This is a genomic window from Paenibacillus sp. BR2-3 (assembly GCF_046529485.1).
Lineage (GTDB): Bacteria > Bacillota > Bacilli > Paenibacillales > Paenibacillaceae > Paenibacillus_AQ.
Genome location: NZ_CP126311.1, coordinates 3,987,863 through 4,003,836, shown reverse-complemented (window position 1 = coordinate 4,003,836; position 15,974 = coordinate 3,987,863). Strand labels below are relative to the sequence as shown.

General features: G+C 47.6%; 12 protein-coding genes. 11 read left to right on the top strand and 1 reads right to left on the bottom strand.

Annotated features, from left to right (window positions below):
* The first annotated feature begins 37 nt into the window (after window positions 1–37).
* The 5 genes from PaeBR_RS19305 (at window position 38) to glnA (ending at window position 6,224) form a co-directional block, all read left to right on the top strand.
* Window positions 38–727, top strand: a complete 690-nt coding sequence (locus PaeBR_RS19305; protein WP_410512133.1) for a response regulator transcription factor — start codon at window positions 38–40, stop codon at window positions 725–727.
* Between the two features lies 1 nt (window position 728).
* Entirely contained in the window at window positions 729–2,192 is a 1,464-nt protein-coding gene (locus tag PaeBR_RS19300) for a sensor histidine kinase (RefSeq protein ID WP_410512132.1), read from the top strand.
* 57 nt (window positions 2,193–2,249) lie between these two features.
* Window positions 2,250–3,212 carry a 4-hydroxy-3-methylbut-2-enyl diphosphate reductase gene (locus PaeBR_RS19295; RefSeq protein ID WP_410512131.1) on the top strand — a complete coding sequence of 321 codons (963 nt, stop codon included), beginning with the start codon at window positions 2,250–2,252 and terminating at the stop codon, window positions 3,210–3,212.
* 258 nt (window positions 3,213–3,470) lie between these two features.
* Window positions 3,471–4,517 (top strand): 3-deoxy-7-phosphoheptulonate synthase, encoded by a 1,047-nt coding sequence (gene aroF / locus PaeBR_RS19290; RefSeq protein WP_410512130.1) that lies wholly within the window; start codon window positions 3,471–3,473, stop codon window positions 4,515–4,517.
* Window positions 4,518–4,799: 282 nt separating this feature from the next.
* Window positions 4,800–6,224, top strand: coding sequence for a type I glutamate--ammonia ligase (gene glnA / locus PaeBR_RS19285; protein ID WP_410512129.1), 1,425 nt, complete (start codon window positions 4,800–4,802; stop codon window positions 6,222–6,224).
* 174 nt (window positions 6,225–6,398) lie between these two features.
* On the opposite strand, the gene PaeBR_RS19280 is transcribed toward glnA, so the two are convergent.
* Window positions 6,399–7,436 carry a LacI family DNA-binding transcriptional regulator gene (locus tag PaeBR_RS19280; RefSeq protein WP_410512128.1) on the bottom strand — a complete coding sequence of 346 codons (1,038 nt, stop codon included), beginning with the start codon at window positions 7,434–7,436 and terminating at the stop codon, window positions 6,399–6,401.
* Between the two features lie 366 nt (window positions 7,437–7,802).
* On the opposite strand from PaeBR_RS19280, the gene PaeBR_RS19275 reads away from it, so the two are divergent.
* From PaeBR_RS19275 to serC, 6 genes are all read left to right on the top strand, one after another.
* A complete protein-coding gene (locus PaeBR_RS19275) occupies window positions 7,803–9,197 on the top strand; it encodes an ABC transporter substrate-binding protein (protein WP_410512127.1) in 1,395 nt (464 codons plus the stop codon).
* A 93-nt stretch (window positions 9,198–9,290) separates the two neighbouring features.
* The gene (locus tag PaeBR_RS19270; protein WP_410512126.1) at window positions 9,291–10,184 is read left to right on the top strand and encodes a carbohydrate ABC transporter permease; all 894 of its coding nucleotides are present in this window, start codon (window positions 9,291–9,293) and stop codon (window positions 10,182–10,184) included.
* Complete coding sequence (locus PaeBR_RS19265; protein ID WP_410512125.1) at window positions 10,184–11,020, top strand: carbohydrate ABC transporter permease; 837 nt, start codon at window positions 10,184–10,186, stop codon at window positions 11,018–11,020. Before PaeBR_RS19270 ends, PaeBR_RS19265 begins: the two co-directional genes overlap by 1 nt.
* A gap of 30 nt (window positions 11,021–11,050) precedes the next feature.
* A complete protein-coding gene (locus PaeBR_RS19260) occupies window positions 11,051–13,789 on the top strand; it encodes a GH36-type glycosyl hydrolase domain-containing protein (protein WP_410512124.1) in 2,739 nt (912 codons plus the stop codon).
* Window positions 13,776–14,762: a hypothetical protein gene (locus tag PaeBR_RS19255; protein WP_410512123.1), complete on the top strand. Its 987-nt coding sequence runs from the start codon at window positions 13,776–13,778 to the stop codon at window positions 14,760–14,762. The genes PaeBR_RS19260 and PaeBR_RS19255 overlap by 14 nt, the downstream gene beginning before the upstream one ends.
* 105 nt (window positions 14,763–14,867) lie before the next feature.
* Complete coding sequence (gene serC, locus PaeBR_RS19250) at window positions 14,868–15,959, top strand: 3-phosphoserine/phosphohydroxythreonine transaminase (RefSeq protein WP_410515243.1); 1,092 nt, start codon at window positions 14,868–14,870, stop codon at window positions 15,957–15,959.
* Window positions 15,960–15,974 lie beyond the last annotated feature (15 nt).

The following is a 15,974-nucleotide window of genomic DNA, read 5'->3' as shown; positions in this document are numbered from 1 at the left end:
ATAGTTGTTAAACAGACAGGACAATGGGGGCTGCTTGATGCGACCGAATATTTTAATTATTGATGACGACGAGAAAATCATATCCATGCTCCGCCGGGGCCTTGCTTTTGAAGGCTATGATGTAAAAACCGCTGTGAATGGGGCCGATGGACTGCGTGCTGTTCTGAATAGTGATCCGGATGTGGTTATTCTGGATGTGATGATGCCGCAGGTGGACGGATTCGAAGTATGCCGGCGGCTGCGGGAGGGCGGAAGCTCTGTGCCTATATTAATGCTTACGGCAAAGGATGAAGTGGAACACCGGGTAAAAGGGCTTGATATGGGAGCGGACGACTATCTGGTTAAGCCATTTGCCCTGGAGGAGCTCTTGGCACGTGTCCGTGCACTGCTGCGTCGTAAGAGTGAGCAAAGCGGGAGTCTGGATCAATCAGTTCATTATGAGGACATAATCTTAGATGTAGACTCCCGTGAAGTAACGCGTGGCGGCAAGCGCCTGGAGCTCACAGCCAAAGAATTTGAATTGCTGCACCTCTTCATGCAGAACCCCAAGCGGGTCTTATCCCGTGATCTTATCATGGATAAAATTTGGGGCTATGATTACAGTGGAGAATCCAATGTGCTTGAGGTGTATATAGCGATGCTTCGTCAAAAAACAGAGGAGCATGGAGGTAAACGCCTGATTCAAACGATCCGGGGAGCCGGTTATATTCTAAGAGGTGACAATTAATATGTCGATAAAATTGCGGCTGACTGCATGGTATTCAGGGATTTTGGCCGTTATGCTGCTGGCCTTTTCAGCCGCAATTTACGGTTTTGTATATATTAATACGTATGGCGATCTAAAGGATCGTGTGCAAAGACAGGCGGAACAACTGAAGCTAAGGCCTCATTGGGATTATGATGGTTCCTTATTGAATGTTGATGTGAATTTAACCCAAGCGGATCGTTTGGAAGAAGCCAATATGGTGGTGCAAATTTATATTTATGACAGCAAAATGATCCAGCAATCGGATACTATGAGCAACCTTGGCTTGAAATTCGATATTCCTGAGCGTGAAAGAATACAGGACGAAAAAGGATTTAAGCAGCTAAGTCTGGAAGGCTATCATTTCATTATGTATCAGATGCCTCTATTGAATCCTGACAACAAGCCTCTGGCAGTGCTTCAGGTTGCGGCACCGACCAGTCAGGAAGATAAGCAGTTGGAAAGGTTGAAAAATATCCTCCTCGTCGGCTCATTTGCTATGCTGCTGGCAGCGTTCACCTTCGGCCTGTTCCTGGCGCGGAAATCGATGAGCCCGATAGGTAAAGTTATTGAGGCGGCAAACGGCATTCAGACCGGAACAGACCTTAGCTCACGGATCGAATATGACGGGCCTCCCGATGAAATCGGCAGACTTATTCAGACGGTCAACAGCATGCTTGGGCGTATGGAAGGCTTTTATAAGGAGCTTGAGGATTCTTATGCCGCGCAGCGGCGCTTTGTTTCTGATGCTTCGCATGAGCTAAGGACTCCGCTGACGACCATACGCGGGAACATTGATTTGCTGCAGAAGGTATGGGAGCTGGAACCCGGACAAAATCCTTCGCTGGATGAAGCCGCGATTCGTCAGATGTCCGTAGAGTCCGTGCGTGACATTGCCGACGAAGCTAAACGAATGAGCCGGCTCGTAGCCGATATGCTGTCTTTGGCCCGCGCAGATACGGGGCGCACCTTTGACAAGGAGCCGGTAGCGCTGGAGCCTATGATGACAGACGTAGCACGCCGCGCCGCTTTTCTGCCCCATCAGGCGGAATGGGCGGTAGGCGATATGACCCAGTTAAATGGCAAATATATCGTCGGGAATAAGGATTATTTACAGCAAATGCTGTTTATCTTTATTGATAATGCCTTCAAATACACGCCGTCTGGCACGGTGTCTTTGGACACTGTATTTTATCAGAGCCAGATAGGGATCCGCATAACGGATACCGGCATTGGGATGGACAAAAACGAGGTTCCGCACATCTTTGACCGTTTTTATCGTGCAGATGAATCCCGCGGGATTACCGAGGGGATCGGTCTCGGACTGTCCATAGCCAAATGGATAATAGATGAGCATGGAGGCTCGGTCGAGGTTGTCACACGGCAGGGTGAGGGAACAACATTTGTGATCTGGCTGCCGCTTCTCTTTGCTCCACCGCTGGAGTAGGGTATAATTAAGCGGGTCTTATATTACAGTCAATGACAGCAGAAAGCTGGTGAAGTCATGGAAGTCATTAAAATTTCTCCCCGGGGATATTGCTATGGTGTCGTCGATGCCATGGTAATGGCGCGGCAGGCTGCACAAAACCTCGATTTGCCCCGGCCGATTTATATATTGGGAATGATTGTTCATAACAGTCATGTTACCAACTCATTCGAGGACGATGGCATTATTACACTGGACGGCCACAACCGTCTTGATATTCTGGACAAAATAGACAGCGGTACCGTTATCTTCACAGCCCACGGCGTTTCGCCGGAGGTACGCAGAATGGCCCGGGCGAAGGGGCTGACCACTGTGGATGCCACCTGTCCCGATGTAACCAAGACGCATGATCTCATTAAAGAAAAGGTCGAAGAGGGCTATGAAGTCATTTACATCGGGAAGAAGGGACATCCGGAACCTGAGGGTGCCGTCGGCATTGCCCCGGAGCATGTTCATCTGATTGAAACGGAAGCAGAGATAGCTTCTTTGTCTATTCCGTCATCGCGTATTGTGATCACGAACCAGACGACGATGAGCCAATGGGATATCAAGCATATCATGAAAAAACTGCTGGAGAACTTCCAGGGTGCTGAAGTGCATAACGAGATATGCATGGCAACTCAGGTACGGCAGGAAGCCGTAGCCGAGCAGGCGGGACAGACGGAACTTGTCATCGTAGTTGGAGATCCGCGCAGCAACAACTCTAATCGTCTGGCGCAGGTCTCACAAGAAATTGCGGGCGTACCCGCATACCGTATTTCTGACGTATCAGAGCTGAAAACGGAATGGCTGCAGGGTATCACCAAGGTGGGTGTTACATCCGGCGCTTCTACACCTACACCGATTACGAAGGAAGTTATCGCATATCTGGAGCAGTACGATCCTGCGCTTCCCGAGACTTGGGAAATCAAGCGTACGGTGAACATGGCGAAGTTGCTTCCACCGGTTAAGAATACAAGCAAGACCGCGAGTCCATCGTAAGGACGAATGAACAATTCGCCTGATTGGCCTTAAATAGCAAAGAGTACACTGTATCCTGCTTTCATGAGGGCTTCAGTGTACTCACAACACCGAAAGAGGGTTTCGCTGAAAGTTTGTTGCCTGGTCGGGGTTGACGAATTGGAAAAATTCGATTAATATTGCTTTAGTGATTAAAAGCATAAAAGCTTAAAAGCGTCTTAGCGAAATAGTATTTTATGAAATTTAAATAATATACAGTTGAGAAGGGAAGAATTTATTATGATCGTTATTACATCCAACCAAACACCGGAAGAGCAGGTTCAGGACATTATTTCTGTGATTGAGAAGGAAGGGCTGCAGGTACATATTTCGCGGGGAGCGGACCGGACGGTCATAGGTTTGGTAGGGGGAGTTACTCCAAAGCTGGCGGAGCATCTGCGGCAAATGAAGGGCGTGGAGAATGTTGTCAAAATCACAAAGTCCTACAAGCTGGCCAGCCGTGATTTTCATCCGGAGGATACCGTTATTGATATACGCGGCGTAAAGATCGGCGGAGAGAACCTCGCTATTATGGGAGGACCCTGCGCAGTGGAATCACCGGAGCAGATTGATGAAATAGCACGTCTTGTCAAAGCGGCAGGTGCACAGGTGCTCCGCGGGGGCGCATTTAAACCTCGTACCGGACCTTACAGCTTCCAGGGTGTTGGGGTAGAAGGTCTGACCATGATGGCTGAAGCGGGCAGACGTCACGGACTGCTGACAATTACTGAGGTAATGACGCCAGAGTATGTGGATATTTGCGCCGAGCATGCCGATATTTTGCAGGTAGGAACACGTAATATGCAAAACTTCGATTTGCTGCGCAAGCTTGGAACCTGCGGACGTCCGGTGCTGCTGAAGCGCGGCTTCAGTGCTACCTATGACGAGCTGCTTAATGCAGCCGAGTACATTTTGGCGGGAGGAAATCGGGATGTAATGCTTTGTGAGCGTGGAATCCGCACCTTTGAGACGTACACCCGCAATACATTGGATCTCTCTGCAATTCCTGTACTCCAAAGTTTGAGCCATCTCCCGGTCATCTCTGATCCGAGTCATGGAACAGGGCGCCGTGAACTCGTGGAGCCTATGGCGAAGGCATCGGTTGCCGCCGGTGCAAACGGCCTGATCATTGAAATGCATACCGATCCGGACAATTCTATGACAGGGGATGGAGTTCAATCCCTGTTCCCTGATCAATTCAGCAATTTATTGAAGGATCTGGAGAAGCTAGCCCCGCTGGTGGGGCGCAAATTCTCCACTTTCCAGGAAGTGGTTCCTACAGTATAAACTTACCAAACGATAACATATACCTGCCCTCTTCTTCCGCTTTTGGCGGGGGAAGGGGTTGTCTTGCGGTTTTGACCCTTGCGAAAGTTGTGATAGAATGATCAGTTGCAATGAAATTCACTAAAGCGTCAGAATATCTCACATTGGAATAAGAAATACCTTACATAAGCATTGACGATGTTAGGTTTGAGATTTATAATGACGACAGCAAAAACAATCAAAACAAGAACATTTGCATACTATGAACGGCTTAATGTTCGTAACTTGGGGAGGAAAAAATTCATGTCGGTTGAAAAAGTGTTGCAAACGATTAAAGAGAACAACATCGAATGGGTAGATTTTCGGTTTGTAGATTTAGGTGGACGTGCCCACCATATTTCGTTGCCCGCTACTGAAGTAGAAGAAGAAACTTTTGTGAATGGTGTAGCTTTTGACGGTTCTTCCATTACAGGCTTCCGCGGTATTGAAGAATCAGATATGGTAATGATGCCGGATCCTGGTACAACATACATCGATCCTTTTACCGCTCACCCGACACTTAACATCATGTGCGACATTTTCACTCCTGATGGCGAACGTTATGAGCGCGATCCGCGCGGTATCGCTGTAAAAGCAGAAGAGTTCCTGCAAGCAAGCGGAGTAGGAACAGCAGCATTCTTTGCACCGGAGTCCGAGTTCTTTATCTTTGATGATGTACGTTATGAGAGCGGAATGAACAGTTCCTCCTTCTTCGTAGATTCCGAAGAAGCCGCTTGGAACACAGCACGTAAAGATGAAGGCGGAAACCTTGCATTCAAGGTTGGCGTTAAAGGTGGTTATGTACCTGTAGCACCGGTAGACAGCCAACAGGATATCCGCAGTGAAATGTGTCGTTTGCTTGCTGAAGCAGGACTGCGCATTGAACGTCATCACCATGAAGTAGCGACTGCAGGACAAGCGGAAATTAACTTCCGTTTTGATACCCTGAAGAAAACTGCTGACAATCTCCTTACTTACAAATACATCGTTCAAAACACTGCACGTCAATATGGCAAGGTAGCAACCTTCATGCCAAAACCGCTGTTCGGCGATAATGGTAGCGGTATGCACGTGCACCAATCGATCTTCAACGGTGATACTCCTTTGTTCTATGAAAAAGGATCTTATGCCAACCTGAGTGAAATGGCTATGCACTACATCGGCGGTATCCTGTACCATGCTCCGGCATTGATCGCACTGACTAACCCTAGTACCAACTCGTTCAAACGTCTGGTACCTGGTTATGAAGCACCGGTTAACCTCGTATTCTCCAAAGGTAACCGTTCTGCTGCAGTACGTATCCCGGTTGCAGCCGTTACTCCTAAAGGCTGTCGTATCGAGTTCCGTACACCGGACTCCACGGCTAACCCTTACCTGGCATTCTCCGCAATGCTGATGGCAGGCCTGGACGGCATCAAGAAGAAAATCAACCCTGAAGAGATGGGTTACGGTCCTCTTGATAAGAACATTTATGAACTGTCTGATGCAGACAAAGAGAAGATCCGCAGCGTTCCTGGTACACTGGACGAAGCGCTTGACGCTCTGGAAGCTGACTACGAATTCCTTACTGAAGGCGGCGTATTCACTAAAGACTTTATCGATAACTATATCGGTCTGAAACGTTCCGAAGCACAAGCGGTTGCTATCCGTGTTCATCCGCACGAATATTCCCTGTACTTCGATGTATAAAACTTCTTTAAACTAATGGATATTGGAAAACCCTTGGGAAACTTCCCAAGGGTTTTCTTTTGTTACAGGTGATGTCATGTTTATTCTGTAATTGATAAGGTTTGAGGGTTGTATGGGGTAAAGGATAGCGTCACAGTGTCTTAGCGCCTCTTTACAGCGGTGCAGTGATGTTATTCAGAAGTGAGCAGTTAGATTGAGCTTGCTGCCACAGGACTCCCGTACAATGAGCTCAGGCTCCACTATAAAGGAACTGGCACCCGACTGGTTATTTATTAAATCGTATAACATCAATGCTGCAAGTCGCCCGATCTTCTCTTTATTTTGCCTGATGGTGCTTAAAGGGGGCGATGTATAGCTGCATGCCTCAATATCGTCACATCCGATGATCGCAATGGTCTCCGGAACCGATAAAGAGAACTCCTTGAGTGCCCGAATCGCTCCGATTGCAAGCTGATCAGAGGCGGCATAAATAGCCCGGGGCAGATCACCCGCCGCTATCATTCTACGCATGGTTTCATAACCGCTGGCTTCGAAAAAATGTTCCCCGTTCAGGAACCAATTTTCATTCAACCGTAGGCCAAAACCTTCAATGGCGCTGCGGTAACCACTTTCGCGCATGTTGGAGATATCGGATTCCCATGTGCTCCCTATATAACCTAACTCCCGGTAGCCCATTAAATAAAAATGCTCCACAGCTTTCGAAGACATTTTATAGTTATCCGACATAATATAGCCGGAGCTTGGACCGGACAGCTTCATATCCACGCCAATACAGGGAATTGCGCTCTCGTCCAGCTGCTGGATGGATGACTCCAGCTCCTGACCGGAGATCAGAATACAGCCGTCCACATTAAAATGCTGACAACGGGCCAGATAATCATTATTGCCGCCGCTTTGAAATTTTTCATTGGAGAAAAAGACGAGATCGTAGCCGAGTAAGCCCATTTGTTTTTTAAAGGAGTTCAGCACCTCCACGAAAAAAGGGTGGGTGAAATCAACATTCAGCATTCCGGCAAAGATAACTCCAATCAGATTGGAGTTTTTATTAGCCGGCATCTTGGAACTGGAAGGGGAAAAGCCCGTTTCCTTCATAATCCGGAGTACACGCGTCTTTGTTTCTTCCGAAATCTCACTGTAATTATTAATGATTTTGGATACTGTCGATACAGAAACGCCCGCGAGTTTCGCTATATCTTTAATATTATAGGCCATATAGGTCCCCCTTATTGTAGAAACAAGCCTTTTATGGTGCTTTTCTTTAGAATGGCTTGGTCTGTTATTAACCTTATTAGAACTATTACGAAAATAGTTTCGTTATTATTTTATAAGTTTTGCTTCTGGGAGTCAACAATTATTGAAACAATAAATGCTAATAAAAGTTGATGTATAAGGGTTTTTACATGTAAATGTATTAAAAAACATCAAAAAACTTCTCTTGGAAAAATGCTTTACAAAATACAGAAACGGTGCAATAATGAATTTAACGAAACCGCTTTCCGAACACTCGAACATAAAATTTCGGCAAGGAATTAGTGTTTCGTAATGTTTTCACACCAATTTTAATCGGGGGGTAACAAAATGGTTAAGAAGAAGCTTTCTGCAATCTTGTTGAGCTCAATTCTCCTGCTCTCATTATCAGCATGCGGAGGCGGTAACAAAAACGCGAACAGCGAGGCTACTAATGCTCCGGATAACGCGGCAGCCGGTGAAGCCACAGAGGCACCGGTAGCTAAAGAGAAAACAGTGATTAAGATTTTGCACTGGAAGCAAGAAAACATTAATAAATCAATCGAAGAAATTAACAAGAAGTTTGAAGAGAAATACCCGGAATATAAAGTTGAGTACACAACTACAGGTCCTGATGATGAATACAAGCAAGCGCAAAGAGCCAGAATTACCGCTGGCGACGTTGATATTTTGGCTGATTTGTCGGGAATGAGATTGTCACCGAAGGATTGGACGCCGGGTGCGAAGATTCCGGATTGGCAGCAATGGATTGATTCGGGGCTGATCGCCGATCTTAGCGACCAGGCTTTTGTGAAAAACTATAATGCGAATGATATCGCTAAAGCTGGTACCTACAACGGCAAAGTGTATGCGCTGCCAACAGGTAAAGTAGCCATGTCAGGCTTCTTCTACAACAAAGAAATTTTCGAGCAAAACGGGCTGACTGTTCCGACTACATGGACCGAGTTTATTAAAACTCTCGATACGCTGAAAGCTAAGAACATCGTGCCTATCGTAGTTGCCGGTAAAGATGTATGGCCTCTGAAACTTCCGGTATTTGGCCTGCAGGCTAAAATTCTGGGTGGCGGCGATCAACAAAAATGGATTGAAGGCGTATGGACGGGTAAAACCGCTTACAATGATGCTGAAGCCGTTGAAGTACTGGAGAAAATGAAGACATTGCAAGACAAGTACATTATTGATGGATTCATGGGCATTGACTATGCAACTGCTCCTTCCTTCTTTGCTACAGGCAAAGCTGCTTTGATCGCTGATGGAACCTGGGATGCACCAACGATCGCTACAGCAAACCCTGACCTGAAATTCGGTTACTTCCCAATCCCTGCTACAGAAGATGCTGCAAAGAATAATTCCCTGGTCGGTAAATACGATGTAACCTGGTACGCTGCGGAAAAAGGTCCGAACAAAGAAGGCGCACTGAAGTGGCTTGAGTTCTTCTCCGCACCGGAAAACTACACAGAATATGTTAAAGCCGCAGGGTTCCTGCCGACTCAAGACGGCATACAAACCGCGAGCGAGTTTATCGATAAGGAACTTTCTCCATACCTGGCCGGCAATTTCGAGCTTGCCTATGAAATTCTGATGATCAACCGTGACAATGTCGGCGAGCACCTTGCAGCCGAAGGCGTACACACTGAATACCTGTCTCCGGGCGGCGAATTTAAAACCGCTAAAGAGCTGGCTGATGTACAGCAAAAAGAATGGGAAGCTGCTGCTCCTAAATAAGCAGGAAACACACTAAACATACTGTATAGGATTCGGGGTCTGTCCTTTGCAGACCCCGATCATTTATTGAATAGGGATTGGTAGGTGAGGGAGATGTATCCATTCGGAAAAGGATTTTCGCGATATGTTCCGCTGCTGCTGTTAATGGTGCCGCTGTCGCTGTATGTTATTTTTTACTTTGGACCCTCGGTGATGACGGTCATATATTCTTTTACGGATATAACAAATGTGCCTGGAAGCCAAATGAAATTCGTAGGTCTTGATAATTATTACGATGTTTTTTACTCCGGAAATTCAGGCGAACGCGTGGATTCCATTATTCGGACTCTTTATTTCATGTTCATCGTTACAGTTGTACAGAATGGCGTTGCCTTGCTTGTGGCTGTGATTATCAATCAGAAGCTGAAAGGCGATTATTTCTTCCGGGCGGTATTCTTTTTGCCTGTTGTGCTTGGTGTCGCCGTTGTCGCACTGGTATGGGGCATGATGTTCGATCCGCTCAGCGGGCCCGTAAATCAGCTGTATAATTCGTTGTTCGGATATAAGGATATGTTCTTCGGAAGCTTCACCCATGCGTTTGGCTATATCATATTTGTGCAAATCTGGATGTATATGGGCTACTCCATGCTGATCTTTCTTGCAGGTCTGCAATCTGTACCTAAGGATCTGTATGAAGCCGGATATATTGACGGGACCAGCAAGTGGCAATCTTTTAAAAATATTACGTTTCCGCTCATCGCACCATCCTTCACGGTAAATATGCTGCTGTCTATCATCGGTGCGATGTCTACCTTTGATATTATTCTCGCTACAACCGACGGACGTTTTAACACGAGAACGATGGCTTATGACGTTTATAAAGAAACGTTCCGCGGCAGCCTGGCTATGGGACTTCCCTCGGCGCTTTCTGTTGTGCAGTTCCTGATTATTCTTGTCTTTGTGGTGGTTGCTGTAAGACAAATGCGTAAGAGAGAGGTGGAGCATTAATGAAAAATTCCAAATCCATCTTAATCCTCTCCTACGCCTTGGTTGTGGTGATGCTTGTATTGTATATTGTACCGCTACTGTTTGTTTTCAACGTTTCCTTTAAATCCTTTACAGAGTACCTGCTTGATCCGATCGGCATCGTCAAAAATATTCAGTGGAACAACTACAAGGAAGCCTGGATCGACGGGAATTTCTCCGATTATTTCTCTAACAGTCTCCTGTACACGGGCGTAGCCACAGTACTGACCCTGATTGTATCGTTGTTTGGAGCTTTTCCGGTGGCAAGGGGTTATGTGAAGTGGAGCGGTCTCATTTATCTATTCTTCCTGCTGTCACAGTTTCTCCCGAATCCGATGGTAGCCCAGTTTAAGCTTATGCTTGCTCTGAAGCAGGATCTTGGGTTTGTAGGTTATGATACGAAGCTCGGTTATATTCTGTTGAAAACTAGCGGCACCGGTATCGTGTTCATGATGTTCACGGGATATATTAAATCGATCAGCCGGGAGCTGGATGAAGCTGCGGGTATGGACGGCTGCGGGTACAACCGCTATTTATTCCGGATCATACTTCCTCTGATGAAGCCGGTTATTGCCACTGGCGTTATTCTGACAGCGATTGGCATCTGGAATGATTTCGTGGGGCCGGTCATGTATTTGCCAAGTCCGACCAACTATCCGATTACCTTCGGTCTCAAAGAATTCCGCGGTCAATATGGCAACAATTGGCCTATGCTGGCTTGTGGCATCATGATCGTCTCCACCCCTCTCATCGTTTTGTACACATTTATCCAGAAGTATATTGTAGACGGGGCATTGGCGGGAGCAGTTAAAGCGTAAGATTTTTAAATCATGGAGAGGATGAAAAAAGTGGAACAAAAAAATAGACAGGGCTGGGAATTTACAGGCTCTGCTGGAGATTTTAGACTACGGCAGCCGGACCGAAGCAGTTATTTGTATTTTCCGCTTGTGAATGAGGGCGGCATGATGTCTTCGGTAAGTCCCAAGCTTCACGGTATGGCAACCTCGGGGCATAATACATTCCTTACTCCTCCTCTATCGGTTGAAGATCTGCACAATTCCCGTGCATCCCGCAATTTCTGGGTTTATGCCCATGGGAAGGGAGCTTGGTCAGCAGCAGGAAACTCGGCCCGGCAAAATGCTGAATTCTACGGTGATGAAGCCGACGAGGCTGAACTGGAGGCCGGGTTCTTATGGCATAGAGTGACACGCAGCAGTAAGAAGCTGGGGGTAACGGCCCAGATTACCAGCTTTGTACCAAACGGCAATAATAAGGTGGAGCTAATGAAGGTTGTGCTTACGAATGCCGGGGATAAGCAGCTTACGCTGACACCGACAGCCGCAATTCCTCTATATGCACGTTCAGCTGATGATCTCCGGGATCACCGGCATGTTACCTCACTGCTACATCGGATTTATACCTCTGACTACGGGATTGAGGTGCAGCCTGCCCTTTCCTTTGATGAGCACGGACACCGCGTCAATCACACCTCCTATGGAGTGTTTGGAGTGGAGGGGAGCGGCAAAGCTCCTGTTGGATTTTTCCCGGTGCAGGAAGACTTTATTGGAGAAGGCGGTAGCCTGGACTGGCCTGAAGCCGTAGTGATCAACCGGAACCCGGATGTCAGCGCAGGGGAGGGTGTACATAGAGAAGGTTATGAGGCGCTGGGCGGGCTTCGTTTTGCCACCGTTGCCTTGATGCCGGGGGAAAGTGTTTCGTATGTAGTAGTAATGGCTATTGAGGATGACAGAATGGATATCCCGGCACTGATGGAGAAATACGGCTCCTCCTCATCTTTTGATTTGTTGCTGGAAGAGAATAAAACATTCTGGAGTGACAAAGTAAATACAGTGGAATTCAATACAGGTGATCCTGATGCCGACCGCTGGATGAAATGGGTAACACTGCAGCCGGTTCTCAGAAGACTATACGGCAATTCCTTCCTGCCCTACCATGATTATGGCCGGGGGGGCCGGGGCTGGCGGGATTTGTGGCAGGATTGCCTGGCGCTGCTCATTATGGAGCCTGCAGAAGTACGGAGTCTGCTGTTCAACAATTATGCGGGAGTCCGGATAGATGGCAGCAATGCGACTATAATTGGTCAGCATCCCGGCGAGTTCATTGCCGATCGCAACAATATTCCACGGGTGTGGATGGATCATGGGGCCTGGCCGTTTCTAACGACGATGCTGTATTTGAACCAGAGCGGTGACCTCGATTTTCTGAATCAGAAACAGAGCTATTTCCGCGATACCTTTATGAGCCGCTGCCGGAAACGCGATCATACCTGGGATCCAGCCGCCGGCAGTGATCTCAGAACCGCCGCAGGCGATCTATACAAGGGTTCGATACTGGAGCACATTCTTCTGCAGAATCTTGTTCCGTTCTTCAATGTAGGAGAGCACAATAACATCAAGCTGGAGGGTGCCGACTGGAACGACGGGCTGGATATGGGAGCGGAGCGTGGTGAAAGTGTAACTTTTACGGCTTTCTATGGCAGTAATCTTCTGGACATCTCCCTGCTGCTGCGCAGCCTTAAGGAACGGACCGGTCAAAAGGTGATCCAGGTCGCCGAGGAAATTACAATTCTTATGGATTCTTTCATGGATAAAGCCGATTATGATTCCGTACCAAGCAAGCTTGCGCTGCTGGATCGCTTCTATGCCGCTGCCCCCAATAAAGTAAGCGGAGTAAAGGCAACCCTTGATATTGATCAGGTGGCCGATGATCTGGCGCAAAAAGCAGAGTGGATCTTCAGTCACTTGCGCCGCAATGAATGGGTTAAGAGCGGAGAGGGACACGGCTGGTTTAACGGATATTACAATAACGACAGTGAACGGGTGGAAGGGGAATTTGCGGAAGGTGTCCGGATGACACTTACCGGTCAAGTATTCCCGCTGCTGGGCCATGCCGCCTCTGAGGAGCAGGTACCGCAAATTATTGCTTCGGTAGAGCGGAATTTGCTGGATGAAAAAATCGGCTACAGACTTAACTCGCGCTTCGGAGGCATTCAGCAAAATTTGGGGCGTGCGTTCGGTTTTGCTTTTGGGCATAAAGAGAACGGGGCGATGTTCAGCCATATGACGGTTATGTATGGCAATGCGCTATATAAACGCGGTTATGTTGCGGAAGGCAGGAAAGTGCTGGAGTCTCTATATCAGCTTAGTACCGATTTTGAGACTAGCCGGATGTATCCCGGCATCCCCGAGTACATTAACGAACAGGGTAGAGGCATGTATCCATATCTGACGGGCTCGGCGAGCTGGCTGCTGTTGACCATGGTTACCGAGGTTTTTGGGATCAAGGGCAAACTTGGCGATCTGCTGCTGGAGCCGAAGCTGGTACGGGAGCAGTTTGACGCTGAGGGCAATGCTTCTATCAAAACGATATTTGCAGATCGCGAGCTTAAGGTGCTCTACAAGAACGGAGAACGCTCCAATTACGGAGAGTACCAAATATCTTCCGTCATCATGAACGGCAGTCCAGTGACGCTGCAGCGCGGCTCAGAGGGTGTGATCATTCCCCGGGCGGAATTAACGTCCCTGCAGGCCGGTAACTGTCATGTAATAGAGGTTGAGTTGGCATAACGCAAGGAATGCATTTCAGAGCGCCCGCTCCGCTGCTAACGGCGGTAGCGGGCGTTTTAACATTATGCTGGTGAAAGGATGGGCATGTATGGGTTACACGCTGTCGAACGGGATTCTTACTGTTGATATTGCCGATGTTGGAGCTTATCAAGGCTCTCGCTTCGACTGGACAGGGTTTATAACTCAAGTAACTCTGATGCCGGGTAATCATACCTTTTGTGTGCCGGAAAGTCTGGTTTCCGGAGAAGGTAGCGGCGGCAAAGGATTATGCAATGAGTTTGGCATTTCCCGGGCAATTGGATACGATAATGCGCCGGTTGGCGGCTGGTTTCCGAAGCCTGGTGTAGGATTGCTGCAAAAGCATAATAATTTCCCCTACACTTTTAATCATGATTATCATGTGAATCGGTTCAAGGTGAGTTTGGAGAATGGTCTCCATGGGATTAAATTCACGGTTCATCCCTTGGAATGCCGCGGGTACAGTATTCAACTGACCAAAACCATTTCGCTTAGTCAGGATAAGCTGAATATTGCTTATGAGCTTCAAAACAAAGGCTCAATGCATTTTCAAACAGAGGAATACGTCCACAATTTTATCGGAATCGACAATAATGAAGTGGGGAGCTATTATGAGCTTAGGCTGCCTGGCAGCGTAAAAATAGAGGAACCTGAATCGTCTTTTACTGCTGAATTATTAGAGGTATCCGGGGGAAGAATAAGCTGGAGCAGAACGCCGGACAGACCTTTTTACTGTAAGCTGACCGGTTGGGAAAGAGGAGATGAAGACCTGAATTGGGAGCTGCTTCATACGCCGACCGGTGCGGGTATGCGTGAAAGCGGAGATTTTCAGGTGTCCCAAATGGTGCTGTGGGGGGAACGGCATGTGATTTCCCCGGAGGTCTTCATAAACATAGATCTGGCACCGGGACAAAGCCAGCGCTGGAACAGAAATTATCAGTTTTTTACCGTTTGAGCAAGTACAATGTGACCCCCTATGTGAATAATTATACTTGATGGTGTGTAAGATTATTGCTATCATATCCATATCCATATTCATAGGAGAGAAAGGGTGGAGAGAATTTTGAGCAAGAGAGCATACAATTTTAACGCTGGTCCAGCGGCGCTGCCGTTAGAAGTACTGGAACGCGCGCAAGCGGAGTTCGTGGATTTCCGGGAAAGCGGAATGTCCATTATGGAAATGTCGCATCGCGGGGCAATATACGAATCTGTGCATAATGAAGCACAGGAACGTCTGCTTTCGCTCCTCGGCAATCCTGAAGGCTACAAGGTATTGTTCTTACAAGGCGGCGCAAGCACTCAGTTTGCCATGATTCCGATGAATTTCATCTCTGCTGGCCAGGTGGGCAGCTACGTCATGACAGGCAGCTGGGCTGACAAAGCGTTCAAGGAAGCTAAATTGGCCGGAGGCGCTCATGTTGCCGCTTCTTCAGAGGATAAATCTTTTCTCGCCATTCCAGATTTGAAATCAATTCAGGCTGCGGACAATGCCGCTTACCTGCATGTTACGTCCAACGAAACAATTGAAGGTACGCAATATGCCGAGTTCCCGGATTCCGGCTCCATTCCTTTGATCGGGGATATGTCGAGTGATATTCTGAGCCGTTCCTTTGACGTTAATAAATTCGGGCTGATTTATGCAGGTGCGCAAAAGAATCTCGGACCGTCCGGCGTGACTGTTGTGATCGCCAAGGAAGAGCTGATTGCCGAATCACCTTCCAACATCCCGATGATCATGCGTTACAACACCCATTACAAAAATAACTCTCTTTACAATACACCACCATCTTTTTCCATATATATGGTTAATGAAGTGTTGAAATGGATCGGGGAACAGGGCGGTTTGGCCGGCGTCGAATCCAAAAACCGTGATAAGGCGGGTCTGCTGTATGACACCATCGATGGAAGCGATGGATACTACCGCGGGGTTGCAGAACAAGGCAGCCGCTCCATCATGAATGTGACCTTCCGGATGCAATCGGAGGAAGCAGAGAAGCAGTTCGTCAAAGCTGCGGAAAAAGAAGGCTTTATCGGACTTAAGGGTCATCGTAGTGTTGGCGGTCTGCGTGCCTCCATTTACAACGCTGTTCCTTACGAAAGCGTTAAGGCACTGGTTGACTTCATGAATCATTTCCGTCAAAGTCAGGGTTAATGCACCTTATTTTCC

Bases quoted from the DNA above. Each gene is read 5' to 3' on its own strand.
- aroF (WP_410512130.1), top strand. From the start codon at position 3,471: ATGATCGTTATTACATCCAACCAAACACCGGAAGAGCAGGTTCAGGAC.
- PaeBR_RS19265 (WP_410512125.1), top strand. From the start codon at position 10,184: ATGAAAAATTCCAAATCCATCTTAATCCTCTCCTACGCCTTGGTTGTG.
- PaeBR_RS19305 (WP_410512133.1), top strand. From the start codon at position 38: ATGCGACCGAATATTTTAATTATTGATGACGACGAGAAAATCATATCC.
- glnA (WP_410512129.1), top strand. From the start codon at position 4,800: ATGTCGGTTGAAAAAGTGTTGCAAACGATTAAAGAGAACAACATCGAA.
- PaeBR_RS19280 (WP_410512128.1), bottom strand. From the start codon at position 7,436: ATGGCCTATAATATTAAAGATATAGCGAAACTCGCGGGCGTTTCTGTA.
- PaeBR_RS19295 (WP_410512131.1), top strand. From the start codon at position 2,250: ATGGAAGTCATTAAAATTTCTCCCCGGGGATATTGCTATGGTGTCGTC.
- PaeBR_RS19300 (WP_410512132.1), top strand. From the start codon at position 729: ATGTCGATAAAATTGCGGCTGACTGCATGGTATTCAGGGATTTTGGCC.
- PaeBR_RS19275 (WP_410512127.1), top strand. From the start codon at position 7,803: ATGGTTAAGAAGAAGCTTTCTGCAATCTTGTTGAGCTCAATTCTCCTG.
- PaeBR_RS19270 (WP_410512126.1), top strand. From the start codon at position 9,291: ATGTATCCATTCGGAAAAGGATTTTCGCGATATGTTCCGCTGCTGCTG.